This window comes from bacterium (assembly GCA_016124905.1).
Classification (GTDB): domain Bacteria; phylum Pseudomonadota; class Alphaproteobacteria; order Rickettsiales; family RI-342; genus RI-342.
Genome location: WGMV01000011.1, coordinates 105,677 through 129,796 on the forward strand (window position 1 = coordinate 105,677; position 24,120 = coordinate 129,796).

Consider the following 24,120-nt stretch of genomic DNA (forward strand, 5'->3'; position numbering starts at 1 on the left):
AATGTCTCCTACCAGGCTACGGGCTTGGGATTGCGGGAATCAAAACCCATCTGGTGCCAATAAGGATAGGCGGGGTGCTTATGGCTGGCGGCATCCAGCCTGGCCACCTGCGCAAGCGTCAGGTTCCAGCCGATTGCGCCGAGATTCTGCTTCAGCTGCTCTTCATTGCGCGCGCCCACCACGATGTTACACACGCTCGGGCGTTGCAGCAGCCAGTTCAGCGCCACCTGGGAAACCGTTTTGCCGGTCTCTTTGGCCACCTCATCCAGCGCATCCACGACATTGTAGAGATACTCCTCTTCCACCTGCGGCCCGCCCACATCGCCGCCCTGTGCCAGGCGTCCTTCCTTCGGCGGCTGCCCGCGACGTATCTTGCCGGTCAGGCGTCCCCAGCCAAGCGGGCTCCACACCATCAGCCCCAGCCCCTGATCAAGGCCAAGCGGCATCAGTTCCCACTCATAATCGCGCCCCACCAGCGAATAATAGCCCTGATAGGCCACATACCGCCCAAGCCCGTATTTCTCGGACGTCGCCAGCGACTTCATCACATGCCAGCCGGAGAAATTGGAGCAGCCGATATAGCGCACCTTGCCGCTGATGATCAGATTATCCAGCGCGCTTAAGGTTTCCTCCACCGGCGTCAACGCATCAAACCCGTGCATGAAATACACATCGATATGGTCCGTCCCCAGCCGCTTAAGGCTGGCTTCGCATGCCTTGATAAGATGATAGCGAGAGGACCCAACATCATTAGGCCTAGCACTCATGGCAAATGTCGCCTTGGTGGAAATCAGCAGTTCGTCGCGCTTTTTGCCTTTGATGGCCTTGCCGAGAATCTCCTCCGATGCCCCCTCGGAATAGATATCCGCCGTATCGAAGAAATTGACGCCATGCTCCAGGCACACATCCACCAGCCGGGTGGCCTCTTTCACATCCGTATCGCCCCATTTCTGGAAAAACTCGTTGGACCCGCCGAACGTGCCGGTGCCAAAGCTGAGAACGGGAACTTTCAGGCCGCTGCGGCCGAGCTGACGGTAGTCCATCCACCTCACCTTTCATCATGAATGCGATGCCGCAATCTACACCCATTCCAAACCCAAAAGCGAGCGGATTATAAGGCCTGCAAACCCGTCCATTTCCATCAATTTTCTTGTCATTTCCTTACCTTTGCCCTAATCGGGATGCTTCACAAAAGGATATGTCTCTTGCCTCAGCCCGCCACCGCCTCGTTGCCCGTAACCGGCAGCCCGTTTGAACAGATTTCCAAAACGCTGCTGGAAATATTCCCCGCCCATGCCCCCCAGGTGGAAAAGCGCATGCAGGCCCCCGCCGCCGAACGCGCGGTGATCGAGGAACTCTCCGCCAATATCCTCGCCATTGCAGGCAATGACGCCACGCTCCGCACCTATTGCGAAGATTATAAATGGCTGACCGACCGCATGCTGGAAGAAGAACTCTATTTCCGCCGCCACGGCCGCTACCGCATCGCCACCTTCGAGCAGGCCGAGAAAGAGGTCTACGCGAACAAGGACTTCATGACCAGATACATGCATGGCGTGCTGTTGAGCCATCTCTTCTGGTCCAACCACACCCAGGTCATTCAGTATTTGATCGAGACCTTCCTGCCCGGCAACAAGCAGGGCTACCGCCATCTGGAAGTCGGCCCCGGCCACGGGCTGCTGCTGTACCGCGCCGCCAAAGATCCACGCGCCGCCAGCATCGCCGGCTGGGACGTGAGCGAAACCAGCATGAAAATGACCGAAGCCACGCTGAAGGCCATGGGCGTGCAACGTCCCATCACTCTGGAACTGAAAAACCTTTTTGCAAATCCTGTGGGCGAGTTCGATTCCATCGTCTTCTCCGAAGTGCTGGAGCACCTGGAACAACCGGTCGAAGCGCTGAAGATCCTCGCCAACCTCACCGCACCCGGCGGAAGGCTCTTCATCAACGCCCCTATCAACTCCCCCGCGCCGGACCATATCTACCTCTTCAACACGCCGGAGGAATTCATCGACATGGTGAAATCCGTCGGGCTGGAAGTGGAAGACGTCCTCATGGCCCCCGTCATCGGTTCCACGCTGGAGCGTGCCCGCGCCCTCAAATTCACCATCTCAACCGTCGTCATCGCCAGAAAGCCACAAGCATGAGCCAGCAACAGATTTTTGATAAACTGACCGAAATCTTCCGCGTCATGTTCGACGAATATACCGGCCCGGTGAACGAGCAGCTCACCGCCGAATCCGTCGGCCAGTGGGACAGCCTCTCCCACGTGCAGCTGATTGTGATGATTGAGCAAAGCTTCGGCATCAGCTTCACCGCCGCCGAACTCAGCGATCTCAAAAATGTCGGCGCGCTGGTTAAGCTGATTGAAAGCAAAACCCGCAAGGCGGCTTAACTTCAGGTCAAGGTAAGCATGACGTATTTCCCATGGCGTCCCCTGCCTTCCGAAGACTGGCAAACCCGCCTGAACAACGTGGCGGATGCCGCCAAATCCGACATCACGCCTGAGCAGGGCAAGCTGCTGGCGCTGGACCTTCGCCGCTTGGCCAACGCACGGCTGGACATGTTCCAGCAGATCAAGCTGGAACAGCTCATGGCCAGGCTCTGGCCCCAGCGCAAAAACTTCGGCTCGCTACGCCCCGTCAAGCTCGGCATGGCGGGCAACCGTACCCTTAGCTATCTTGCCAATGCACTCCGCGCCGCCGCCCCAGCCCGCGGCCTGATGGTGGATTGCATTGAAGCCCCCTACGATTCCGCAGCCGCGCTCGCTATGGGCCGTGGCAACGCCTTCGATGGCGAAGCGGTGGATGCCACCCTGCTGATGCTCGACATCGCCGCCTTTCTTTCTCCCGCTGCATTGCTGGATATTGAGGCAGCCGAGGCCGCCACCGCCCGTGCGGAGGAATTCCTCCTGCGCCTGGCCGAGGGCATAAAAGCCCAGACCAAGGCGCCCGTCATCATGGCCACCCTGCCGGTGCCGCCCATTCATTCCGTCACATCCGTGGATGGCGGCATGGCGGGCAGCACATTGCATTTCATCCACGCCGTCAACCGTCTGATCCATCAGGCGGGCGCGAAAGGAGAATGGATCGTCTGGGACGTCGCCACCCTCGCCAGCGAAATTGGCACGCGCAACTGGTTCGACATGACGCGCTTCTACCAGGCCAAAACCCCCTTCGCGCTGGAACTCTCCCCCGTGGTGGCCGACCATCTCTGCCGCCTGCTCGCCGCCATGTTCGGCAAGGCCTCGCGTGCGCTGGTGCTGGATCTCGACAACACCCTATGGGGCGGCGTCATCGGTGACGACGGTGTGGAAGGCATCGCCATCGGCAGCGGCTCCGCCACCGGGGAGGCCCATGCCGCGCTCCACCAGCTGGCGCTGGAATACCGCCGCCGTGGTGTGGTGCTGGCCGTCTGCTCCAAAAATACCGACCACATTGCCCGCGAACCGTTCGAAAAACACCCCGACATGCTCCTGAAGCTGGATCATATCGCCGTCTTCCAAGCGAATTGGCAGGACAAGGCCACCAACATCCAGGCCATAGCCGAGCAGCTCAGCCTCGGCCTCGAATCCCTCGTCTTCGTCGACGACAACCCGGCCGAACGCGCCCGCGTGCGGCAGGAATTCCCGCAGGTGCAGGTGCCGGAAGTCGGCGAGAATGCCGCCAACTTCGCCAGCATCCTCGCCATGGCCGGTTATTTCGAGCATCTGCCGCTGAATAACGACGACCTCAAACGCGCCGAAGCCTATCAGGCCGAAGCCAAACGCGCCGAGATCAAATCCAGGGTCGAGAATTACGACGACTACCTCGCCTCCCTGCAGATGAAAATGACCATCCGCCCCTTTGACGAGATCGGCCGCCCGCGCATCGCGCAGCTCATCAACAAATCCAACCAGTTCAACCTCACCACCCGCCGTTACAACGAAGACCAGATCACCGCCTTCATGCAGGACAAAAACATCCTCGGCTGGCAGGTGCGCCTGAGCGACGCCTTCGGCGACCACGGCATGATCGGCGTCGTCATCGCCCGCAAGGATAAAAAACACTGGGAGATCGACAGCTGGGTCATGTCCTGCCGGGTGCTGGAACGCGGCGTGGAACACACCATCATGAACGAGCTCATCGCCGCCGCCCGTGCGGAAGGCGCCGAGAGCATCGACGGCATATACCTTCCCACCGAGCGTAACGGCCTGGTGAAGGATTTCTACCCCAAACTCTGGGCCGATGCCCCCACCGAAAAACCCGCCGGGCATTACCACCTGCAAACCGATGCCTATACGCCACACAAGACCTTTATCGATGTCGATAACGGCGCCGCAACGCCTGCATTGAAACATGCTGTTTAGTTCTGCTTCCTATATCTTCCTGTTCGTTCCCATTGCGGTGGCGGGCTATTTTCTGTTCTACAAGCTCCGCCTCAGTCAAGCAGCACGCCTTTGGCTCTGCCTGGCCAACATCACCTTCTATGCCATTTCCGATCTCACCTTTCTGCCCTTGATGCTCGGCTCCATCCTGTTCAACTTCACTGCCGTGCATGGCATGAAAAAAACGGAAGGGCGCATCCGCAAAACCCTCTTCATCGGCGCCATCCTGGTTAATCTGGGCCTGCTGTCACTTTACAAATACACCGATCCCTTTCTGGATTTCCTCAATCACAGCATCAGCACCAATTTCACCCTGCTGAAGCTGGCTTTCCCGCTCGGCATCTCCTTCTTCACCTTCCAGCAGCTGGCCTACCTGATCGACAGCTTTCAGAACAAGGCGCATGAATATAAATTCATCAATTACGTCATTTTCGTCACCTTCTTCCCTCACCTGCTTGCCGGGCCGCTGGTCAACCATAAGCAGATCATTCCGCAATTCGCCAGCCCGCGTAACCATTTCATCAAATGGAACCACGTCCATCAGGGTTTGATCATTTTCGCCATCGGCCTGTTTAAAAAATCCATCATCGCCGACAGCCTCGCCACCTATGCGGATTTCTTTTTCGACTACGGCCCCGATGCAAGCATGCTGGAGGCCTGGGTCGGCTCTCTCTGCTACACGTTTCAGCTTTATTTCGATTTTGCCGGTTATTCCGAAATGGCCGTCGGCGTGGGGCTGATGTTCAACATCCACCTGCCCATCAACTTCAATTCCCCGATGATTGCGCGCGATATGGTCGGCTTCTGGAGCCGATGGCACATGACCATGACCGGCTGGTTCCGCGATTATCTCTTCACACCGCTTTCTTTCTGGATTTTCCGCCGCTGGTTCGCCCCGCTTTCCAAACGCGGCATGAAACCGGCGGATATTCATTTCCTGCTTTCCATCCCCATCACCGCCGTCATGTTCACCACCATCGGGCTCTGGCACGAGGGCAGCCTGAAAGCCATTATCTTCGGCCTGTTCAACGGCGGCGGTGTGCTGTGGGTGATGCTCTGGAAGCGCATCGGCTTTCGCCTGCCCTACCTGCTGGCCCATGCGCTGACGCTCTTGAGCTTCAACATCGCCTGCGTCTTTTTCCGCGCCCATAGCCTTGGCCGTGCGGGCAACATCCTGCAATCCATGATGGGCAAATACGCCATCCTGCCCAGCCGCGACGGTTATTTTTTCGAACGCGTGCCCTATGACACCTGGCTTGATCCGGTGGCGCTCGGCACCTCCACCCACTTCCTTGCCATGCTGGAAAACGGTGCGCTCATCGCCGCCCTGCTGCTGTGCCTGCACATGCTGCCCCATGCGCTGCAGCTGACGGCCTACATGCCGCTGGAGGCCCACAACCGCGTGCAGCAATGGCTGTATCCGCGCCTTCGCCCATTCTTCGCCGTCGGCTCATTGCGCGCGGCCATCCTGGCGGGTCTGTTGATTTTCCTCGGCATGGCGGGCGTCTTCATGCACGAAACCTCACCCTTCATCTATTTCGCCTTCTGATGACCAAACCGGCAAAACCAACCGCCAGCAAGCTTCGCCTCTGCATCGCGTTATGCTATGCCATTCCGCTACTGCTGCTCGGTGTCTGGGGTGCGGGCACCATCTGGCTGGATCCCTTTAACCTCTACCATTGGCGCGCGTCCTACCAATGGCTGAAGCCCGGACTCATCCACAATGTCTCCTACCTTTTCTGGAACGCCGCTTACGATAAACCCGGCGCCGTATGGGCGCTCGGCGCCAGCAATAACATCATCTTCCGGCCGGAACATTTTCAACGGGCCTATGGTGATGTGCCCGTGCGCAATTTCTCCATGAACGGCATTACTTTCGGCGAGCTTTCCAAACTCATGGATGCCATGGAAAACGCCGGGCAGCCAAGCTATGTCTACCTCTCGCTCGATCTCACCTTTCCCAGCCGTGAAACCACGCTCCGCAAACGCTTTACGGATTTTCTCTACAACCATTCCCTGTGGGATGATTACCGTTACTGGTATTCCACCGAGGCACTCACCGGCAGCTATTACCTCCTCACCAGCGGCAAATTATGGGTGCGCAGCAGCGCCTACCCGGAAAAACAATACCGCTATCGCGAATCCGGCTACCGCCGCTTCAATTCGCCGGAAAACATCGCCGGCATCGCCGCCTTCATCCAACAACACCCACACCTCACCTTCACCCCGCCCAAGGTGGATTGCACGGATTATAAAACCGAGCTCGACCGCGTAGAACAATTCGTCAGAACCATGCAGGCACGTGGCACAAAAGTGGACATGCTCTTTCCGCCCTACGCCTATGCCGTTCAGTCCCTCCGGCGCGACAAGGCACAGGCAAAGTTCAAGAAGGATTTCTATGAAATCCAGATCGGCTATGAACGCTGCTTCGTCGAGCGCCTGTCGCATTACGAAAACGCCCGCCTGTTCGGCTTTGACGATGTGCAATGGATCACCACCGACCTCGCCAATTACTACGACCCCGTTCACTATCACCCTGACAAGGTGGTGAATTACCTGTTCGATGCCATTCACGACAACACCCATCGCCTGACGCCCGGCATGATGCCCGCTTACGAGCAGCGCTTCCTCAAAGGCTTGAATGCCTATTATGATGGCATCTACAAAGCTCCGCCGGTCAAAGGCCCCAAAGCCGTGGGCTGGGATCTTGTCTATTAAATTCGCATAGAAAATTAATCCGCTTTTCCTGAAGCTTGATGCAGGATTTATTCAGGAGATAACCATGCTAAGCCAACAGGAAAAAGAAAAACTCTGGTCCCTCATCAAGCCCATCAAAACGGGTATGCTCACCACCTGGAACGGCACCTTCGTCCATTCCCGCCCCATGCAGCACGTCAACAAGCAGTTCGATAACGGCTCGCTTTATTATTTTACCTCCGCCACCCATGGTAAAGCGCAGGAAATCGCCAAATACAACCAGGTTTCCATCAGCTATGCCGATGTGGCGAACGAATCCTATATCTCCCTTTCCGGCACGGCGGAAATCATCCGCGATAAAGCCCTGATGGATGAATTCTGGAACATGTTCGTGGAAGCCTGGTTTCCCGAAGGCAAGAGCGATCCCGACCTCGCCCTGCTGAAATTCGACGCCCACCTGGCGGAATACTGGGACGCCCCCTCCAGCACCATGGTGCAATTGTTTCATTTGGCAAAAGCCAAAATCACCGATACACCTCCCCAAATGGGCGAACACCGCAAGGCGGGGTGATATATGGCTAAAAATCATGGCTGGTTTCAGCGTTTCGCCAAACGAACCGCCAGCTGGACAGGCAGCCCTTATGCCTTCGCCCTTGCCTTTGGCACCATCGTGACATGGGTAGTTTCCGGCCCGGTATTCGGCTTTTCCGACACCTGGCAGCTGGTCATCAACACCGGCACCACCATCATCACCTTTCTGATGGTGTTCCTCATTCAAAACACCCAGAACCGCGATAGCGTCGCCATCCAACTGAAGCTGGATGAACTGATCCGCGCCACGAGAGGTGCGCACACAGTCCTGCTGGACCTGGAGGAGTTAAACGAAAAGGAACTGGAAGCGCTGCATGAACGCTATGAGGATATCGCCGAACATGCCAGAAACCGCCTGAAGCACGGCCGAAGCGACACCAACATTCCCAACGTTATCCTGGATAAGAACCCCCTCAGGAAAAAAGCGGCCGGCCCGGCTAAAAAACCAGCCGGCGCTAAACGCTCTGCCCAGAGGCGCGCCCGGAAGCCCAGGCCCATTGGAAGTTAAACCCGCCCAGATGGCCGGTCACATCCACCACTTCGCCGATGAAATAAAGCCCCGGCACCTGTTTGCTTTCCATAGTCTGCGAGGAAAGCCCGCTTGTATCCACCCCACCCAGCGTGACCTCCGCTGTGCGATACCCCTCGGTTCCATTAGGGTATAGCTCCCAGCGTTGAACCCTGTCGGCCAGTTTCTGCAATGCCGCATGCGAAAGATCGGCAAGCCTGGCCCCCTCCATTCCCTCATCCGCCACCTTGCGCTGCGCCAGCCGCTTCGGCAGATGCTGGGCAAGCACGGTGGCGGGTTCCTGCTTCGGGTTGCCCTGTTTGGCCGCTTTCAGCAAGGCGCTCAGGTCCTCATCCGGCAACAGGTCAAGGCTTATGGCCTCCCCCTCTTTCCAGTAGGAAGAAATTTGGAGAATGGCCGGCCCGCTCATGCCGCGGTGGGTAAACAGCACCGCCTCCCGGAATTCGGTTTTCCCCATGCGGGCCGTGGCCACCGGCACCGCCACGCCAGCCAGCCCCTGCACATAATCCAGCATGGCGCCTTCAAAGGTCACCGGCACTAGCGCCGCGCGCGTTTCCGTCACCTTGAGGCCGAACTGTCTGGCAACCTCAAACCCAAAACCCGTTGCCCCCATTTTGGGAATGGATTTGCCCCCCGTGGCCACCACCAGCGCCCTGCCGGTAAACTGCCCCTGGTTGGTTTCAAGCTCAAAACCGCTCTCGGTTTTGCGGATGGAGGCCACAGCGGCATGGCGCCGTATTTCCACCTTGCCCGCCGCGCATTCCGCCAGCAGCATGTCGATGATCTGCTGTGAGGAACCATCGCAGAACAACTGCCCCAACGTCTTTTCATGGTAGGCAATGCCGTGCTTTTCCACCATCCGACAAAAATCCTGCGGTGTATAGCGCTTAAGCGCGGAAACGCAGAAATGCGGGTTTTCCGACAGGAAATGCTGCGGCGTGGCATGGATATTGGTGAAATTGCACCGCCCCCCGCCGGAGATCCGTATCTTCTCCCCCACCTTGGCCGCATGGTCCAAAAGCAGCACGCGTTTGCCGCGCTGCCCTGCCGTCAGGGCGCACATCATCCCCGCCGCCCCGGCACCCAGAATCAACACATCATGGTCAAACGCTGCTGTCATGCCCCGTGGGTAGCAGAGCTCTTGCGCCGCCGCCATCGCTATCTTCCGCTTGCCGGTGGCATTTATTAATGCTTTTCTGGCAGGCTGAGACATTCACCTGCTGCCGGATTTGCCCCATGTTAAGCAACGACATCGCCGCCCTTCGCGTCGGTAATAGCCAATGGCTGGTCGGCATGCCCGGTGTGACGACGTCCGGCGGTCAGCTGAACATCACCTACAGCTTTGACGCCACCACCCCCAACAACGCCAATTATGCCACCGCCATCGCCGCGCAGGGCCGCACCGTGATGACGGTTCAGCAGGAAGCTGCCGCCCGCGCCATCCTGGTTGAGCTGGAATCCATCATCAACGTTCATTTTGTGGAAACCGGCACCAACAGCGCCGCCATCAAATTCTGGACGGGCGATCTTCCCACCTATGGCTCTCAATGGGGCACCATCGGCATTGCTTACTTCCCAAGCAACAGCGGGTCGGATGTCACGCTGGATAATGTGGCCGAACGCGCCACAGCCTATGCCGCGGGCAGCTTCAACTATGCCGCCCTCATTCATGAAATGGGGCATGCCATGGGGCTGAGCCATCCCGGCGGTTACGGGCCGAATGCCGCCTATAACAGCGATGGCACGGTCATGTCCTACAATGACGGCCATTATTCCACCGATGGCTATGTCAGCGGTTCCTACATCAACAGCGCTCCCCAGGGATATCAGATATTCGATATCGCCGCTCTTCAGTCCGTTTACGGAGCCAACCGTGCTTACAACGCAACCGATACCACCTACGAGTTCGACGGCTCGATGTACAAAAAAACCGTCTGGGATGGCGGCGGCATCGACACCTATTCCGTAGCCCCCGCCTTTGCCGGGGCCGTAACGATCGACCTTCGCGCAGGACTTGAGAACCGCACTCATCTGGGGCAGACGGATGTCTGGACCGCCTTCAACGCCAACATTGAAAATGCCATCACCCGTGGCGGGGCGGATTCGGTTTTCGGCAACGACCTTCACAACACCATCAACACCAATGCGGGCAACGATACGGTCTATGCCTATAACGGTAACGATTCCATCTATGCCGGGCTGGGCGACGACTGGGTGGACGGCGGCAATAACAACGATTTTATCTTTGGCGATGACAATAGCGGCCTTAATGGCGACGACCGGCTGATCGGCAATGCCGGCAACGACACGATCTACGCCTATGGCGGTAACGACACCGTGAGTGGCAACAACGATAACGACCGCCTCTATGGCATGAATGGCAACGACACCCTCAGCGGCGACGACGGCAATGACTGGTTGGAAGGCAATGCCGATAACGACTCCATCAGCGGTGGCTCAGGCGCCGATTCGCTGGTGGGCGGCACAGGCGACGACACCATCAAAGGCGACGACGGCAACGATTTTCTCTATGGTGAAGCCGCAACCGACCTGACCGGCGGTAACGACATCATGGTAGGCGGCACCGGTAACGACCGCATGTGGGGCTATGCCGGAAATGACAGCCTCAACGGCGCGCTGGGCAGCGACGTGCTCTATGGCGGCGCCGACAACGATATGTTTGTGTATAACAGCAAGGCCTTCTCAAATCCGGTCAATGGCATCGACTGGCTGATGGATTTCAACCCCGCCGATGACCGCATCAACACGGTCGGCCTCGGCTATACGGGCATCGGCACGGCGGCGGCTTTCGGCACCATGCTGAACTACACCTACCTCGCCGCATCCGGCGTGACGCAGGTAAGCGACTATGGCAGGCATTTCGTGCTCTACCTTGCAGGGCATCTCACGCTGGATAATACCGATTTCATTTTTTCCTGAGCCATAAAAAAAGCCCGGCCGCAACCGGCCGGGCTTTCAGGGACAAACGGCATTACGCCGCCATTTTCTGCTTCATCATCTGCTTTTTCATGGCGTCCATCTCTTTGGCAAGCTGGGTGGCCTGCTCATCGGAGAGGTATTTTTTGGCCTTTTCAAACACGTCATTCTCTTCTTCATCCACATGGTGCGTCACGGAATGTTTGAATTCGCCAAACATTTCAATCCAGGATTCACTTTCCATCGGCTCATTGCTGAGCTTTTCCAGATATTCCCGAATTTCGTCATGCTCTTCGTCCGCATGTTCCATCTGCTCCTGGACGGATTGCGCACGGGTGGCTTTTTCAATGGCGTTATAAAACGTAGCCTCTTCCGAATCGGCATGCAGGGTCAATTCCTGCTTGATCTGGGTAAAGATCAGGCGGCGGGTTTTGACATCCTTGGTGGCCAGCAGCTCTTCCATGAGCTTGGCAACGGCGCGGTGGTCTTTCTTGAGATAGCTGTAAATATCCATGTTTCTCTCCTATGGGTATGGAGGCTCACTGTCCCACATCCGGCATCAGCAAAAAATGGCCAAGCCTGGTGCTACAGGTAAAAAATCACTAAAACACAGCATGTTGCGAATTATTCGCAACTGAGCTTTCTTCCAGAAAAATCAAATGGCTGCTATTCGCTGACCGGGCTGGCCATGGCGCGCCTGCGGCCAAGCCGCACGGTAATAAGGCCAAGCAACGACGTTACACCTAGAATGGCGATGATGGGAAAACTATCGCGTGAATCGGACAGGCTGATGCCGGTGGAAATCACTGCGCCGGTTCCAAGCTGCAAAAAGCCGAGCAGGGCCGATGCGCTGCCCGCGTTTTTGGAAAAAGGCGCAAGGGCGATCGCCGCTGCGTTCGGGTAGGTCAGCCCCGTGCAGGACAGGAAGATAAAAAACAGCACCAGCGTGCCCGCCAGCCCGTACCAGCCGGCCGCCATTCCAAGCATGAACACGCAGCCCGTTGCCGCCTGTAAGAACAGGATACGGTTGAAGATCGTCTCGCTATCATATTTTTTCAGCAGGTGAGCATTCAATTGGCTGCCGCCGATAAACCCCATTGCCAGCAGGCCGAATACCATGCTGTAAGCCTGCGCGCTCAAATGAAAATTCTCCATGAAAATAATGGGCGACCCGGCCACATAAGTGAACAGCCCCGCAAAGGAAAACGCGCCGGACAGGGCATAGGTCGCAAAACGCGGATGTTGCAGAATGGCCAGATACTCGCGCAGAATCGGCATCGGCTTGAGGGAGATGTCCGCATCCGGCTGGTGCGTCTCCGGCAGCTGGAACCAGATCAGCGCCACGATCGCCGTCACGATCAGCGCCATCGCAACAAACACGGCCTTCCAGCCAAAAGCCAGAATGATGGCCCCACCCACCGTCGGCGCCAGCAGAGGCGAAACGGAAATGAACAGGAACAGGCGCGAAAGGATGCGCGCGCCTTCATTAACGGGGAATACATCGCGAACCATCGCCAGCGATGCCACCCCCGCCACGCAGCCGCCAATCGCCTGCAGAAAGCGCAGCACGATCAGCACCTGGATATTCGGCGCGAACGCGCACAAAATTGATGCCAGCACAAAAAGCCCGAGCCCGCAGATCAGGGGCTTTTTCCGTCCGAACCGGTCCAGCAGCGGGCCATAGAACACCTGGCCGATCGCCATGCCGATGAAATAGCTCGACAGCGTCAGCGCAATGACCGCGCTCGGCACGTCGAAGTCTTTGGCAATCACCCCATAAGCCGGCAGATACATATCAATCGCAAAGGGGCTGATGACGCTCATGGCGCCCAGCAGGAAGATGATGAAAAGATTGGACGGACGTTGTGCCACGGCGATTCCTGCAAGCAAAAGGGCAAGCCTTATAGCGCAACACGCCCCGCCAGCATAGCCCCTTATTTGCCAAGCGCGTTGCGTTTCTAATCCTTGCAAGCCTTTGCGCTTCATGCCAGATTGCCATGGCAGGGTCAGGTGACCGCACTCCCCCGGCATATGTTTTCCATAAAACACGAGCCACCATGCCCAAACGCCTGCTGCCCGCCACCCTGATCTTCCTGTTGCAGCCCATGCCCCTGTGGGCGGAGGAAACCGCCGCCACCGGCGACGATAAAAAAAATTACTATGTCGAAAGCCCAAGCTACAGCACGCAACGGGAAAGCGACCCGCCGCGCTATGTCCGCACCCTGAGCGACACCGGCATGGATGCTTTCAAGAATCTTGACTGGCTGGATGCCGGACTGGTGCACCGCATGCGCTACGAACACCGCGACAATGACTACCGCCGCCCCGCGGAAAGCGTCGACGATCCCTTCCTGTTCCGTACACGCGCCTATCTGGGCGTCAAAAACATCGCCGATCCGCTTCGCCTCACCGTGGAATTCACCGATTCCGAACGCACGCATAGCCAATTTGCCCGCGACGACCGCGACGTGAACCAGGCGGAATTCATCCAGGCCTATGGTGAACTCTATTTCAAGGACGCCCTCGGCGATGACCGCCCGCTCAGCATCCGCGCCGGTCGCATGGCATTTGAGACGCTGGACCGCCGCCTCATCGCCCGCAACGAATGGCGCAACACCACCAACAGCTTTCAGGGCGTGCGCGCCCTACTCGGGCAGGACAGCAACGACTGGGAGCTTGAGCTCTTCGCCCTGCAACCCATGCGCCGCCTGCTTTACTCCGTCGACCGTCGCAACGAGGATGTCTGGTTCACCGGCGCCATCGGCCATTGGCGGCAATATTCCGATACCATCACCCTGGAGCCTTTCTATTTTCGTCTGGACCAGGGCGATGACAACGGGCTGCCAGAACGCACCATCCATTCACCGGGCCTGCGCGCTTACGGCTATTTCGGCAAAAGCGGCTTTGATTACGATGCAAGCCTGATCTATCAGTTCGGCGAGAGCGACGGCGATGACGTTGAGGCACTGGGCGCCGTTGCGGAAATCGGATACCGGTTCGACATGCCGTGGAAGCCTCGCCTCAGCATGAAATACGGCTACGGCAGCGGCGATGAAGACCCCACCGACGATGAGAGCAACCGCTTTGAGCGCTTCTACGGCTTTGGCCGCCCCTGGTCGGCCAACGATTATTTCCAGTGGGAAAATATCAGCACCCCAAAAGCACGCCTGGAACTGCAACCCGCCAGGGACACGAAATTCGATGCCGGTTACAGCCTCTACTGGCTGGCCAGCGATACCGACCGCTGGAACAATGCCAACCTGCGTGATTCCAGCGGTCAAAGCGGCGATTTCATCGGCCAGGAATTCGACATGCGCCTGCGGCAGAAGCTGATGCCCCATGTCGAGGCCACCACCGGCTATGCCTATTTCGAGCCCGGTGAATTTACCGAAAACACCAGCCGCAACGAGCCGTCGCACTTCTTCTATCTGGAGCTCACCTTCAGTTTGTTTGACTAGAGACGGGCGAACCGCCAAGCGCCACAAACAATCCGGCCGTGTCCATATAGCGCTGGCTGATGGCGCGGCTAAGGCCCAGTTGCGCCTGCGCCAGCTGACGCTGCGCATCCTGTATCTGCAGCACGCCCGTATTGCCTGCCTCGTAGCTTTTGCGCGAAAGCGCAAGCGATGCCTTGGCCGTATCCAGCGCCTGCTGCTGTGCCGCGATGGCGGCAGCATCATGGTCCAGCGCCGTCAGCGCGTCCGCCACCTGGCCGAACGCCGTCAGGATGGTTTGCTTATATTGCGCCAGCGCCTGCTGGTAGGCATGCTCGGCTGCGCGCTTTTCCGCACTCAACGTTCCTCCGCTGAAAAGCGGCGCGGTCAGCCCCGCCGCCAGCGACCAGGCATTGCTCACGCTCTTGAACAGGTCACCCGGCGTCAGAGCCTCCTGCATCGTTGAAGCCGACAATCGGATATTCGGATAAAGATTGGCCGTCGCCACGCCGACAGCCGCGCTGGCTGCATGCAGGTTGGCTTCCGCCGCGCGAATATCCGGCCGCCGGCGCACCAGCTCAGACGGCAGGCTTACCGGCAATTCGCTGGGAAGCGCAAACTGCGAAAGCGCAAATTCCGGCGGCGTCCAGTCCGCCGGGGCCTGGCCCGCCAGAATGGACAGGGCATGGCGTGCCACGCTCTGCCGTTGGCGCAGTGCTGGCAGCTCCGCCTGCGCATTGTCCAGCTGACTTTGCGTGGTCAGAATGCTCACCCTGGTTTCCGTACCGATCTCGAATGCCGCCTTTACCAGCTTCAGCGTTTTTTCATCCTCTTCGATGATGCGCTGGGTGGCGTCGATTTCAGCTTGCGCAGCGGCAATGGCCAGGGCCTGCGTCACCACATTCGCCGTCAGTTCCACATAAGCGGCACCCAGCTCATGCGCCTGATATTCCGCCATCGCCTGCTGACGCTCCACGCTGCGGCGCTTTCCGCCGAACAAATCCAGATCCCAGCTGAAGGCCGGCCCCGCTTCATAATAGGTGAAAGGTGGAATGGAAAAATTGGACGAACCAAACATCGCCACGCCGTATTTCTGTCGCCCGGCACTGGCATCCAGCCTGGCCTGAGGCAACAGCCCACCCTGCTCCGCCTTCACGGCCTCTTCGGCCTGTGCCATGGCTTCACGCGCTGCGGTAATGCTGTAATTCTCCTTCATCGCCCTGGCCATTACCTCATCCAGTTGCGGCGAGGCAAACAACGTCCACCACTCCGCCTGCACCTGCTTACCCATGGTCACATGCTGGTCCGCCGTCAGCAGGTCGGTCTCAACGGTGTAGCGCTCCGTTGCCGGAGCATCGGGCGCCTTGAAATCCGGCCCGACGGTACAAGCGCTTAGAAAGGCGGCAAGGCTTATGACAACAGCATGTTTCATAACTACTCCATCACGGCGGCATGCTGCGCATTCGGCTTGCGCGCGGGACGGCGCAGCAGCAGCAACAGGGGGATGACGGCAATGGTAATCACCATCATCAATTTAAAGTCGTTCAGATAGGCGATCATGGCCGCCTGCTTGGTGATCATGCCATCCAGCATGGCCATGCCCGCCCGGCTGCCGGTATCGATATGGTGGGCATCGAATGCCATATCGCCCAGATTATAGGGCGTGATATGCTCCGCCATGTAGGCATGCATGCTCTGGGTCTTTTGCGTCAGCATGGTCTGCACCACGGAAATGCCGATGGCGCTGCCGATATTGCGCAACAGGTTAAAAAATGCCGTGCCCTCGTTGCGCAAATGCACGGGCAAGGTGCCGAATGCCAGCGTGGAAAGCGGCACATAGGAAAGCCCGATGCCAAACCCCTGCAGAATGCCGGAGCTTATCACCATCCGTTCATCCATCAGCAAATTGAAATGCGTCATCTGCCAAAGGGAGAATGCCGTGAGGCTGAGGCCGGTGGCCATCACCAGCCGCATATCCACCTTGCCGGTCAACCGTCCCACCAGGATCATGGCAATCATCGTGCCAGCCCCGCGCGGCGCGGTCACCAGCCCTGTCAGCACCACCGGATACCCCATTTCATGCTGCAGCATCGGCGGCAGCAGCGCGAGCGTGGCGAACAGCACCACCCCCACCACGAAAATCAGCACATTCCCGGTCAGGAAATTGCGGTCGGCAAACAACTCGGGGCTGACGAACGGCTTTTGAAACGTCAGCATATGCACCACAAAAAGATAGAAGGCGATGGAGGCCACCATGCATTCGATCACGATTTCCGGCGAGCTGAACCAGTCTTTCAGTTCGCCCCGGTCAAGCATCAGCTGCAACGCCCCCAGCGCCAGGCTCAAGGTGATGAAACCGAAAAAATCGAACCGGCTGATCTGCTTCTTCGTCTCCGGCATAGCGGCAGAAAGCCCAAGAAACGCCAGAATGCCAATGGGCACATTGATATAAAACACCCAGCGCCAGCTGTAATTCTCCGTCAGCCAGCCACCCAGCGCCGGGCCGAGGATGGGCCCCATCGTCACGCCCACGCCCCACATGGCCATGGCCTTGCCGTAATCCTCCGGCTTGTTGATATCAAACATCACCGCCTGCGAAAGTGGCACCAGCGCCGCGCCGGAGATTCCCTGCAACAGCCGGAACAGCACAATCTCGCCAATGCTACCGGCCATACCGCACAGGGCGGAAGCCACGGTGAACCCCACCACGGAAATCAGGAACACCTTTTTACGGCCGAAGCGCCCCGCCAGCCAGCCCGTCATCGGAATCATGATGGCCGCGGCGATGATGTAGGAGGTCAGCACCCAGCTCATCTGGTCCTGCGTGGCCGAAAGCGTGCCTTGCATGCGCGGCAATGCCACATTGGCAATGGTGCTGTCGATGGCCTGCATCACGGTGGCCGCCATAACGGAGAAAGTGATGAGCCGGTGGTTCAGTTCAGGCATCTCCACCGGGCTGCGCGGCGGCTGCTTCGGAAGGGCGCCGATGCCCTCATCCTCCATCATCTGCTCGAGGGATTCCTCTGGTTTACCGGTCATGCCTGCCGCCCCCGAGACGCGAATATTCCGTATCCACCTCCACCTTGGCGCTCAGCCCGGCATGCAGCGCAACATCCCGGTTCACCTGATCCAGCCGGATGCGCACCGGCACGCGCTGCACCACCTTCACCCAGTTGCCGGTGGCATTCTCCGGCGGCAGAAGCGAAAAGCTCGACCCCGTTCCCGGGCTGGTGCTTTCCACCACGCCCTTGAACTCCTTGCCCGCATAGCTGTCTATTTTCACCACGGCATGCTGGCCGGGGCGCATATGCACAAGCTCGGTCTCTTTGAAATTGGCCTCCACCCACACATCGCTGTCCGACATCAGGGAAAAAAGCGGTTTGGCCGCATTGACGTAATTACCGGCCTGCAACTGCTCAACCTTGGCCACAATACCGTCCGATGGCGCCGTCACCACCGTGTAGGAAAGATCGAGCTCGGCCCGGTCCAGCGCGGCCTGTGCCTGCTGCACCGTCGGGTGGTCATCCACGGCGATTTCCGGGGCGCCCCCCAATGCCGCCAATGCATTGGCCTGTTGCTGCTCGGCCGCGGCCAGTTCCTGCTGCGCATGGGTGAGGTCATGGCGCGCCTGGTCCAGTTGCGCCTTGGAAGAAATCCCCTGTTTGGCCAGCTTCTCCTGGCGGTTCAGTTCGCGCTGCTGGTAGGCTGCCGTGTCCTTCGCCGCCTGCGCGTTCGCCACGCGTTGAAGATAGGTTGCCTTCATGGCGCCCACATCCAGCTTGGCGCTGGCCAGCTTCGCCTGGGCATCCGCCACGGCAATGACAAATTCCCGGTCATCGAGCTTGAACAGAAGGTCGCCCTTTCTGACCTTCTGGTTGTCATGCACGGCAACCTCCACCACACGCGCGCTGATATTTGCGCTTACCTGGGTCGTTGCGGCCTGCACATAGGCATCGTCGGTGGAAATGTAACGCCCGCCGGTAAAATAGATCACGCCCGCAATCAGCAAAAACAACACGGGCCCGCCAATCAGCAATCCGCGGCGGTTACGCTTCAGCCAGTTGTTTTTGTCATTTTTCATGGCACAACTCGTCTACCTTAATGTTTCAGCCAGTGTAACCGCTTGCGGTTCCATTGATAATACCATATAATGCGCATGAACTATTCGTCAGGAACGAATAATGCGCGGCAGCGAATACGCCGAATTGGGCGCTTTTATCGCCATTGCGGACACGGGCGGCTTTGCCAAGGCATCCCGGCAACTGGGCATTGCCCCCTCAACCTTGAGCCAGACCATACGCTCGCTGGAAGACCGGCTCGGCATTCGCCTGTTTCACCGCACCACACGCAGCGTCTCCCTGACCGAAGCGGGCGAACGCCTGCTGGGGCGCATTCGCCCTGCCTTTGCCGAGGTGCAAAGCGCTGTGGATTCCATCAGTTACTTTCGTGATACCCCCACCGGCACCTTGCGCCTGAGCATCTCCACCATTCCCGCGCAAATGATCATCGCCCCCATGCTCAAGGGTTTCATGGAAGCCTATCCTGCCATTACCCTGGATATTGAAGTCAATAACAACATCCGTGACATTGTCTCGGGGCGGTTTGACGCGGGCATCCATTACGGCCGCCGCATCGCGCAGGACATGGTGGTGGTTCGCGCCAGCCCCGAATCCCGCGTGATCGCCGTGGCCTCCCCGGCCTATCTCGCCACGCACGGCACGCCGCAAACCCCGCAAGATCTCCAGCGCCACGCCTGCATCCGCTTCCGCCGCGGAGATGAGTCGCAACCCATGCACTGGGAGTTTGAGCGGCATAAGAAGAAAGTGGAAATTGCCGTAGACGGCCCCCTTATCGTCAACGATGTGGGCCTGATGATGCAGGCCGCGCGCGATGGTCTGGGCATTGCCTACATGGTGGAGGCCTATATCCGCGAGGATATTGCCAGAGGTATTCTGGTGCCCCTGCTGCTGGACTGGTCATCCGCCCACCACAGCTATTATCTTTACTATGCCAGCCGCCACCAGTTGCCCGTGCCGCTCAAGCTTTTCAGCGAGTTTTTGAAGGCAGCGTCCTCATAAAATCATTTATTAACATCTTTATGAAAACATTAAGGATAAACCGGAATAAAACAGGGAACCGGATAAATGTGCATTTTGTGTGGTAAAAACAACCATTATGGCCCGGGAAATCCATATTATAATCTAGTAAGCTCTGAAGGCACGGGGACCACGTCACCATCCACCAGCACGCCCCCAGACCGTGACACAAACGACGGCAACTGGAGCAACAGCCCGCAATTTTCTCTGAGCGACGACATCGCCGCATTGCGGATGTACAGTAACAAATGGACCGTCGGCATGCCTGGCGTCACCTCCTCCAGCGGCAAAATCAACATCACTTACAGTTTCGACGCCACTACCACCAACCAGGCCAATTACGACACCGAAATCGCCGCGCATGGCCGCACGGTCATGACCGCCCAGCAGGAGGCCGCTGCCCGCTCCGTGCTCGCCCAGCTGGAAAGCATCATCAACGTTCATTTCGTGGAAACCGGCACCAACACCGCGGCCATGAAATTCTGGACCGGCGACCTGGATAATTACGGCTCACAGTGGGGCACCATCGGGGTTGCCTATTTCCCAAGCTCCAGCGGTACCGACATCACGATGGACAACGTGGCCGAACGCCGTACGGATTATGCCATCGGCAGCTTCAACTACGCGGTGATGACGCATGAAATCGGCCACGCCATGGGCCTCAGCCACCCCGGCAATGTGGGCGACAACCCCGCCTACACCATGGACGGCACCGTCATGTCCTACAATGGTGGCCAATATGCCAGCGAGGGCATTGTCAACGGCGCCTATCAGAACAGCGCTCCGCAGGGCTATCAGATTCTGGACATCGCCGCGCTGCAATCGGTCTATGGCGCCAATACCGCCTACCATTCCGGCAATGATTTCTACATTTTCGACGGCTCAATGTACAAAAAGACCATCTGGGACGGCGGTGGGGTGGACACGTATTCCGTTGCGCAGAACTATGTCGGCAACGTCACCATCGACCTGCGCGCCGGTCTCGATAACCGTACTCACCTTGGCCAGACGGACGTATGGACCGCTTACAACGCCAACATCGAAAACGCCGTCACGCGTGAAGGCAATGATACGGTTCAGGGCAATGACCTGGCCAACAACATCAACACCAACGGCGGCGATGACGTCATCAACGGCTATGCCGGAAACGACACGCTCTACGGCGCGGCGGGCAACGACACAATCGACGGCGGCACCAATGCCGACGTGATCTATGGCGACAACCTCGCCGCCACCATCGGCGGCGCCGACAGCCTGATGGGCAACACGGGCGACGACACCATATACGGCCATATCGGAAACGACACCATCAACGGCAGCGATGGCAACGACTGGCTTGACGGCGGCGTGGATAACGACCTGCTCTACGGCGGCATCGGCAACGATTCGCTGCGCGGCGCGGCCGGTACCGACACCATCTGGGGCGGCGATGGCAACGACACCATCGTAGGTGACTTTGCCAGCGACACCGTCCTCGGCCATGATCTGATGTATGGCGAAGGCGGCATCGACATTATCTACGGCTATATCGGTGACGACACGGCCTTCGGCGGCGACGGCAACGACATCATCTATGGCGGTGTCGGCAATGACAGCCTCTCCGGCGATGCCGGTAACGACAACCTGCAAGGCGAGGCCGGCGACGACTGGATCGACGGCGGCATCGGCGCCGACAGCATCTATGGCGGTCTCGGTGCGGATACCCTCCTTGGTGGCGCCGATAACGACTACATCATGGGTGAGCTAAATAACGACACCACCCCCGGCAATGATTCCATCGACGGCGGCGACGGCAACGACCGCATCTTCGGCCTAGTAGGAGATGATACCCTCCTCGGTGGCCTTGGCAACGATTCCATCGAAGGCGGTCTCGGCAACGATTCCATCGACGGCGGCGACGGCGCCGACAGCCTCTATGGCGGCCTTGGCCAGGACACGCTCATCGGCGGCAATGGCGACGACATTCTGCTGGGCGAACTCGGCACCGACCTTACGGGCGGCAACGATTCCATCATGGGTGGCGACGGCAACGACCGTCTCTACGGCCTGCGCGGGGACGACATCCTGAACGGCGGCCTCGGCAATGACTGGCTCGAAGGCGGCCTCGGCAACGACCTGATGTATGGCGGCGACGGCATCGACACGCTGATCGGCGGTCAGGGTTCCGACACCATTTATGGCGAAAACGGCAACGACATTCTCTACGGCGAAGCCACTAACGACGTTGCCGGCAGCGCCGATTACCTCGTCGGTGGCGACGGACACGACACCATCTGGGGTTATTATGGCAACGACACGCTCGTAGGCGGCCTGGGTGTGGACATGCTGATCGGCGGCCAGGGTAACGACGTGTTCCTGTTCAACAACATCAATTTCTCCAAAGTCGGCTCCACCGACACCATTAAGGATTTCATCGTCGGCCAGGACCATATCGACCTCACCGGGCTGGGCTATACCGGCATTTCAACGGCCGCCGCCGTAGGCACCCTGCTGAACTATGTCTATAACGCCGCCTTCAACCTCACCATCATCACCGATGGCCCAGGCACCGATTTTGCCCTCTACCTCACCGGCAACATTGCGCTGCATAACAGCGATTTCTATTTCTAGACCGCCTAACGCAGCGGCCAGAAATGCATGATCAGCGGCACCCCCGCCAGCACCACCAGGATGCTGAGCGGCAGCCCGAGCCGCCAGTAATCATTGAACTTATATCCCCCCGGTCCCATCACCAGCGTGTTGGACTGGTGCCCGATCGGCGTTAGGAAGTCGCATGAAGTGCCAAGCGCCACCGCCATCAAAAACGGATCGGGCTGCAGCCCAAGCTTATGGGCCAGCGTTACGGCAATGGGCGCCATCAGCAATACGGTTGCGGCATTGTTCAAAAACGGCGTGATCAGCATGGAGGCCACCAGAATCACCGTCAGCATCATCGGCGCGGAGAGCCCACCCGTGATGGCGGCAATGGCCCCGGCGATGATCTCCGTCCCGCCGGTGGATTGCAGCGCCGCCGTCACCGGTATCATGGCGCCAAGCAATATCAGCACCGGCCCGTCAATGGCCGCATACATCTCATTCGGCCGCATGATGCGCAGCAGTGCGATCAGCAGCACGCCTCCCAGAAACGCAATGGAGATCGGCACAACATTCATGATCGTCAATGCCACCGCCGCCGCCAGAATCGCAACGGGCATGAAGGTCTGCCGCTGCCTTCCCAGTTGCAGGCTGCGCTCCGCCAGCGGCAGACAGCCCAGTTCGCTCAGGGTCTCGGGCATCGCATCCAGGTTGCCCTGCAGCACCAGCACATCGCCCTTGCGAAAGCGCACCTCGTTCAGCCGGTGCTTCAGGCTGGTGCCCGCCTGGCGCATGGCCAGCAGGTTGACGCCGAAGCGGGAGCGCAGCCTCGCCCGTTTCGCATTCATGCCGATAAGCTCTGAATCCTCCCGGATTACCGCCTCGGCAATCCCCACCTCGTCGGAAGTGACGGAAAGCGTCTCCGTCTCTTCGCTTCCCACCAGTTCCGTGCCGGATTTATCCATGAAGCCCTTCAGCGCCACCGTGTCGCCTTCCACCAGCAGCACATCCCCCTCGGCAATCTTCATGCGAAAGGAAGGAACCAGCCGTTTATAGCTATTGCGGATCAACCCGACGATGGAGACTTCCTCCTCCACCATGGCTTCCGCCTCCTGCACGGTCTGGCCGATGATGGCGGCTTTTTCCGGCACCGCCAGCTCGCTCACATAATCCTGAATGGCGAACTGGTCTTCGGCGGAGGGCTTGCCGCGCCGGTCCTTGGGCAGCAGCCGCCAGCCGAAACTGAGATAGATCAGCGAAAGTGCACAAATGCCAAGCCCGACCGGCGCGAAATCGAACATATGGTAAGGCGCGCCGACCATCTCTGCCCGGATGCGTGAAATCAGCAGATTAGGCGGTGTGCCGATGAGTGTCACCAGCCCGCCAAGCAGCGAGCCGAACGAAAGCGGCATCAGCAATTCAGACGGCTTTCTATCCACCTTGCGGGCAAAGCTGATGGCAATGGGCAGAAACACCGCCAGCGCCCCCACATTGTTCATGAAGGCCGAAAGCACCATCACCATCAGCACCAGCACGGTGATTTGCAAGGACGGCTTTTCCGCAAAGCGCGAAAGCAATGAAAGCGCGTAATCGATAAAGCCCGACCGGCTGATGGCCGCGCTGATCACCAGAATGGCCGCCACCGTCACCACCACCGGATCGCTGAACCCACTGAAAGCCTCTTTTACGGGCACCACGCCCGTCACCACGCTGAGGAACAGCGCCAGCAATGCTACGATGTCATACCGCCACTTGTCCCAAATGAACAAGATGATCGCCAGTCCGATTATCCCGAAAACAATCATCTGCTCGGTGGTCATAAGAGTCTGCGCCCTTTTCCAATGGTTTATGCAACCAAGCGGATACAGAGGCGCACATAAGCGGGCAATGTGTTTG

General features: G+C 58.6%; 19 protein-coding genes. 11 read left to right on the forward strand and 8 right to left on the reverse strand.

What is annotated here, in order from left to right; genetic code table 11:
- Positions 1–8: 8 nt before the first annotated feature.
- The gene (locus GC177_04185) at positions 9–1,043 is read right to left on the reverse strand and encodes an aldo/keto reductase (GenBank protein ID MBI1275152.1); all 1,035 of its coding nucleotides are present in this window, start codon (positions 1,041–1,043) and stop codon (positions 9–11) included.
- A gap of 21 nt (positions 1,044–1,064) precedes the next feature.
- Between GC177_04185 and GC177_04190 the strand changes: the two genes are divergently transcribed.
- From GC177_04190 to GC177_04220, 7 genes are all read left to right on the forward strand, one after another.
- Entirely contained in the window at positions 1,065–2,147 is a 1,083-nt protein-coding gene (locus tag GC177_04190) for a methyltransferase domain-containing protein (GenBank protein MBI1275153.1), read from the forward strand.
- On the forward strand, positions 2,144–2,395 hold the full coding sequence (locus GC177_04195; protein ID MBI1275154.1) for an acyl carrier protein: 252 nt from the start codon (positions 2,144–2,146) through the stop codon (positions 2,393–2,395). The genes GC177_04190 and GC177_04195 overlap by 4 nt, the downstream gene beginning before the upstream one ends.
- An 18-nt stretch (positions 2,396–2,413) precedes the next feature.
- Complete coding sequence (locus tag GC177_04200; protein MBI1275155.1) at positions 2,414–4,348, forward strand: HAD-IIIC family phosphatase; 1,935 nt, start codon at positions 2,414–2,416, stop codon at positions 4,346–4,348.
- Positions 4,338–5,915, forward strand: a complete 1,578-nt coding sequence (locus GC177_04205) for an MBOAT family protein (GenBank protein ID MBI1275156.1) — start codon at positions 4,338–4,340, stop codon at positions 5,913–5,915. Before GC177_04200 ends, GC177_04205 begins: the two co-directional genes overlap by 11 nt.
- Positions 5,915–7,084: a hypothetical protein gene (locus GC177_04210; protein ID MBI1275157.1), complete on the forward strand. Its 1,170-nt coding sequence runs from the start codon at positions 5,915–5,917 to the stop codon at positions 7,082–7,084. The genes GC177_04205 and GC177_04210 overlap by 1 nt, the downstream gene beginning before the upstream one ends.
- Before the next feature lie 64 nt (positions 7,085–7,148).
- Positions 7,149–7,634, forward strand: coding sequence for a pyridoxamine 5'-phosphate oxidase (locus GC177_04215; GenBank protein MBI1275158.1), 486 nt, complete (start codon positions 7,149–7,151; stop codon positions 7,632–7,634).
- A gap of 3 nt (positions 7,635–7,637) precedes the next feature.
- Positions 7,638–8,162 (forward strand): low affinity iron permease family protein, encoded by a 525-nt coding sequence (locus GC177_04220; GenBank protein MBI1275159.1) that lies wholly within the window; start codon positions 7,638–7,640, stop codon positions 8,160–8,162.
- Here the strand turns inward: GC177_04220 and GC177_04225 are convergent.
- On the reverse strand, positions 8,110–9,303 hold the full coding sequence (locus GC177_04225) for an aminoacetone oxidase family FAD-binding enzyme (GenBank protein ID MBI1275160.1): 1,194 nt from the start codon (positions 9,301–9,303) through the stop codon (positions 8,110–8,112). The two genes, GC177_04220 and GC177_04225, sit on opposite strands and share 53 nt — an antisense overlap.
- A gap of 68 nt (positions 9,304–9,371) precedes the next feature.
- On the opposite strand from GC177_04225, the gene GC177_04230 reads away from it, so the two are divergent.
- On the forward strand, positions 9,372–11,123 hold the full coding sequence (locus GC177_04230) for a hypothetical protein (protein MBI1275161.1): 1,752 nt from the start codon (positions 9,372–9,374) through the stop codon (positions 11,121–11,123).
- A 52-nt stretch (positions 11,124–11,175) separates the two neighbouring features.
- Here the strand turns inward: GC177_04230 and GC177_04235 are convergent, their stop codons facing one another.
- Together GC177_04235 and GC177_04240 are read right to left on the reverse strand one after the other, a co-directional pair.
- Positions 11,176–11,634, reverse strand: a complete 459-nt coding sequence (locus tag GC177_04235; GenBank protein MBI1275162.1) for a hemerythrin domain-containing protein — start codon at positions 11,632–11,634, stop codon at positions 11,176–11,178.
- A gap of 152 nt (positions 11,635–11,786) precedes the next feature.
- Entirely contained in the window at positions 11,787–12,992 is a 1,206-nt protein-coding gene (locus GC177_04240) for a Bcr/CflA family efflux MFS transporter (GenBank protein ID MBI1275163.1), read from the reverse strand.
- 125 nt (positions 12,993–13,117) lie between these two features.
- Here GC177_04240 and GC177_04245 point away from each other — a divergent pair, with 125 nt between their 5' ends.
- Positions 13,118–14,578, forward strand: coding sequence for an alginate export family protein (locus tag GC177_04245; protein ID MBI1275164.1), 1,461 nt, complete (start codon positions 13,118–13,120; stop codon positions 14,576–14,578).
- Here GC177_04245 and GC177_04250 read toward each other — a convergent pair.
- From GC177_04250 to GC177_04260, 3 genes are read right to left on the reverse strand one after another with little or no spacing between them, the layout of a single operon-like run.
- Positions 14,562–15,986: an efflux transporter outer membrane subunit gene (locus tag GC177_04250; GenBank protein ID MBI1275165.1), complete on the reverse strand. Its 1,425-nt coding sequence runs from the start codon at positions 15,984–15,986 to the stop codon at positions 14,562–14,564. The genes GC177_04245 and GC177_04250 overlap by 17 nt on opposite strands.
- A 2-nt stretch (positions 15,987–15,988) precedes the next feature.
- Positions 15,989–17,560 carry a DHA2 family efflux MFS transporter permease subunit gene (locus tag GC177_04255; GenBank protein MBI1275166.1) on the reverse strand — a complete coding sequence of 524 codons (1,572 nt, stop codon included), beginning with the start codon at positions 17,558–17,560 and terminating at the stop codon, positions 15,989–15,991.
- A 22-nt stretch (positions 17,561–17,582) separates the two neighbouring features.
- Positions 17,583–18,635, reverse strand: coding sequence for an HlyD family efflux transporter periplasmic adaptor subunit (locus GC177_04260; GenBank protein ID MBI1275167.1), 1,053 nt, complete (start codon positions 18,633–18,635; stop codon positions 17,583–17,585).
- Positions 18,636–18,735: 100 nt separating this feature from the next.
- On the opposite strand from GC177_04260, the gene GC177_04265 reads away from it, so the two are divergent.
- Positions 18,736–19,632 carry a LysR family transcriptional regulator gene (locus GC177_04265; protein ID MBI1275168.1) on the forward strand — a complete coding sequence of 299 codons (897 nt, stop codon included), beginning with the start codon at positions 18,736–18,738 and terminating at the stop codon, positions 19,630–19,632.
- A gap of 66 nt (positions 19,633–19,698) precedes the next feature.
- Positions 19,699–22,260 (forward strand): matrixin family metalloprotease, encoded by a 2,562-nt coding sequence (locus tag GC177_04270; GenBank protein ID MBI1275169.1) that lies wholly within the window; start codon positions 19,699–19,701, stop codon positions 22,258–22,260.
- 5 nt (positions 22,261–22,265) lie between these two features.
- On the opposite strand, the gene GC177_04275 is transcribed toward GC177_04270, so the two are convergent.
- Positions 22,266–24,044 (reverse strand): SLC13 family permease, encoded by a 1,779-nt coding sequence (locus GC177_04275; protein MBI1275170.1) that lies wholly within the window; start codon positions 24,042–24,044, stop codon positions 22,266–22,268.
- Positions 24,045–24,120: the final 76 nt, after the last annotated feature.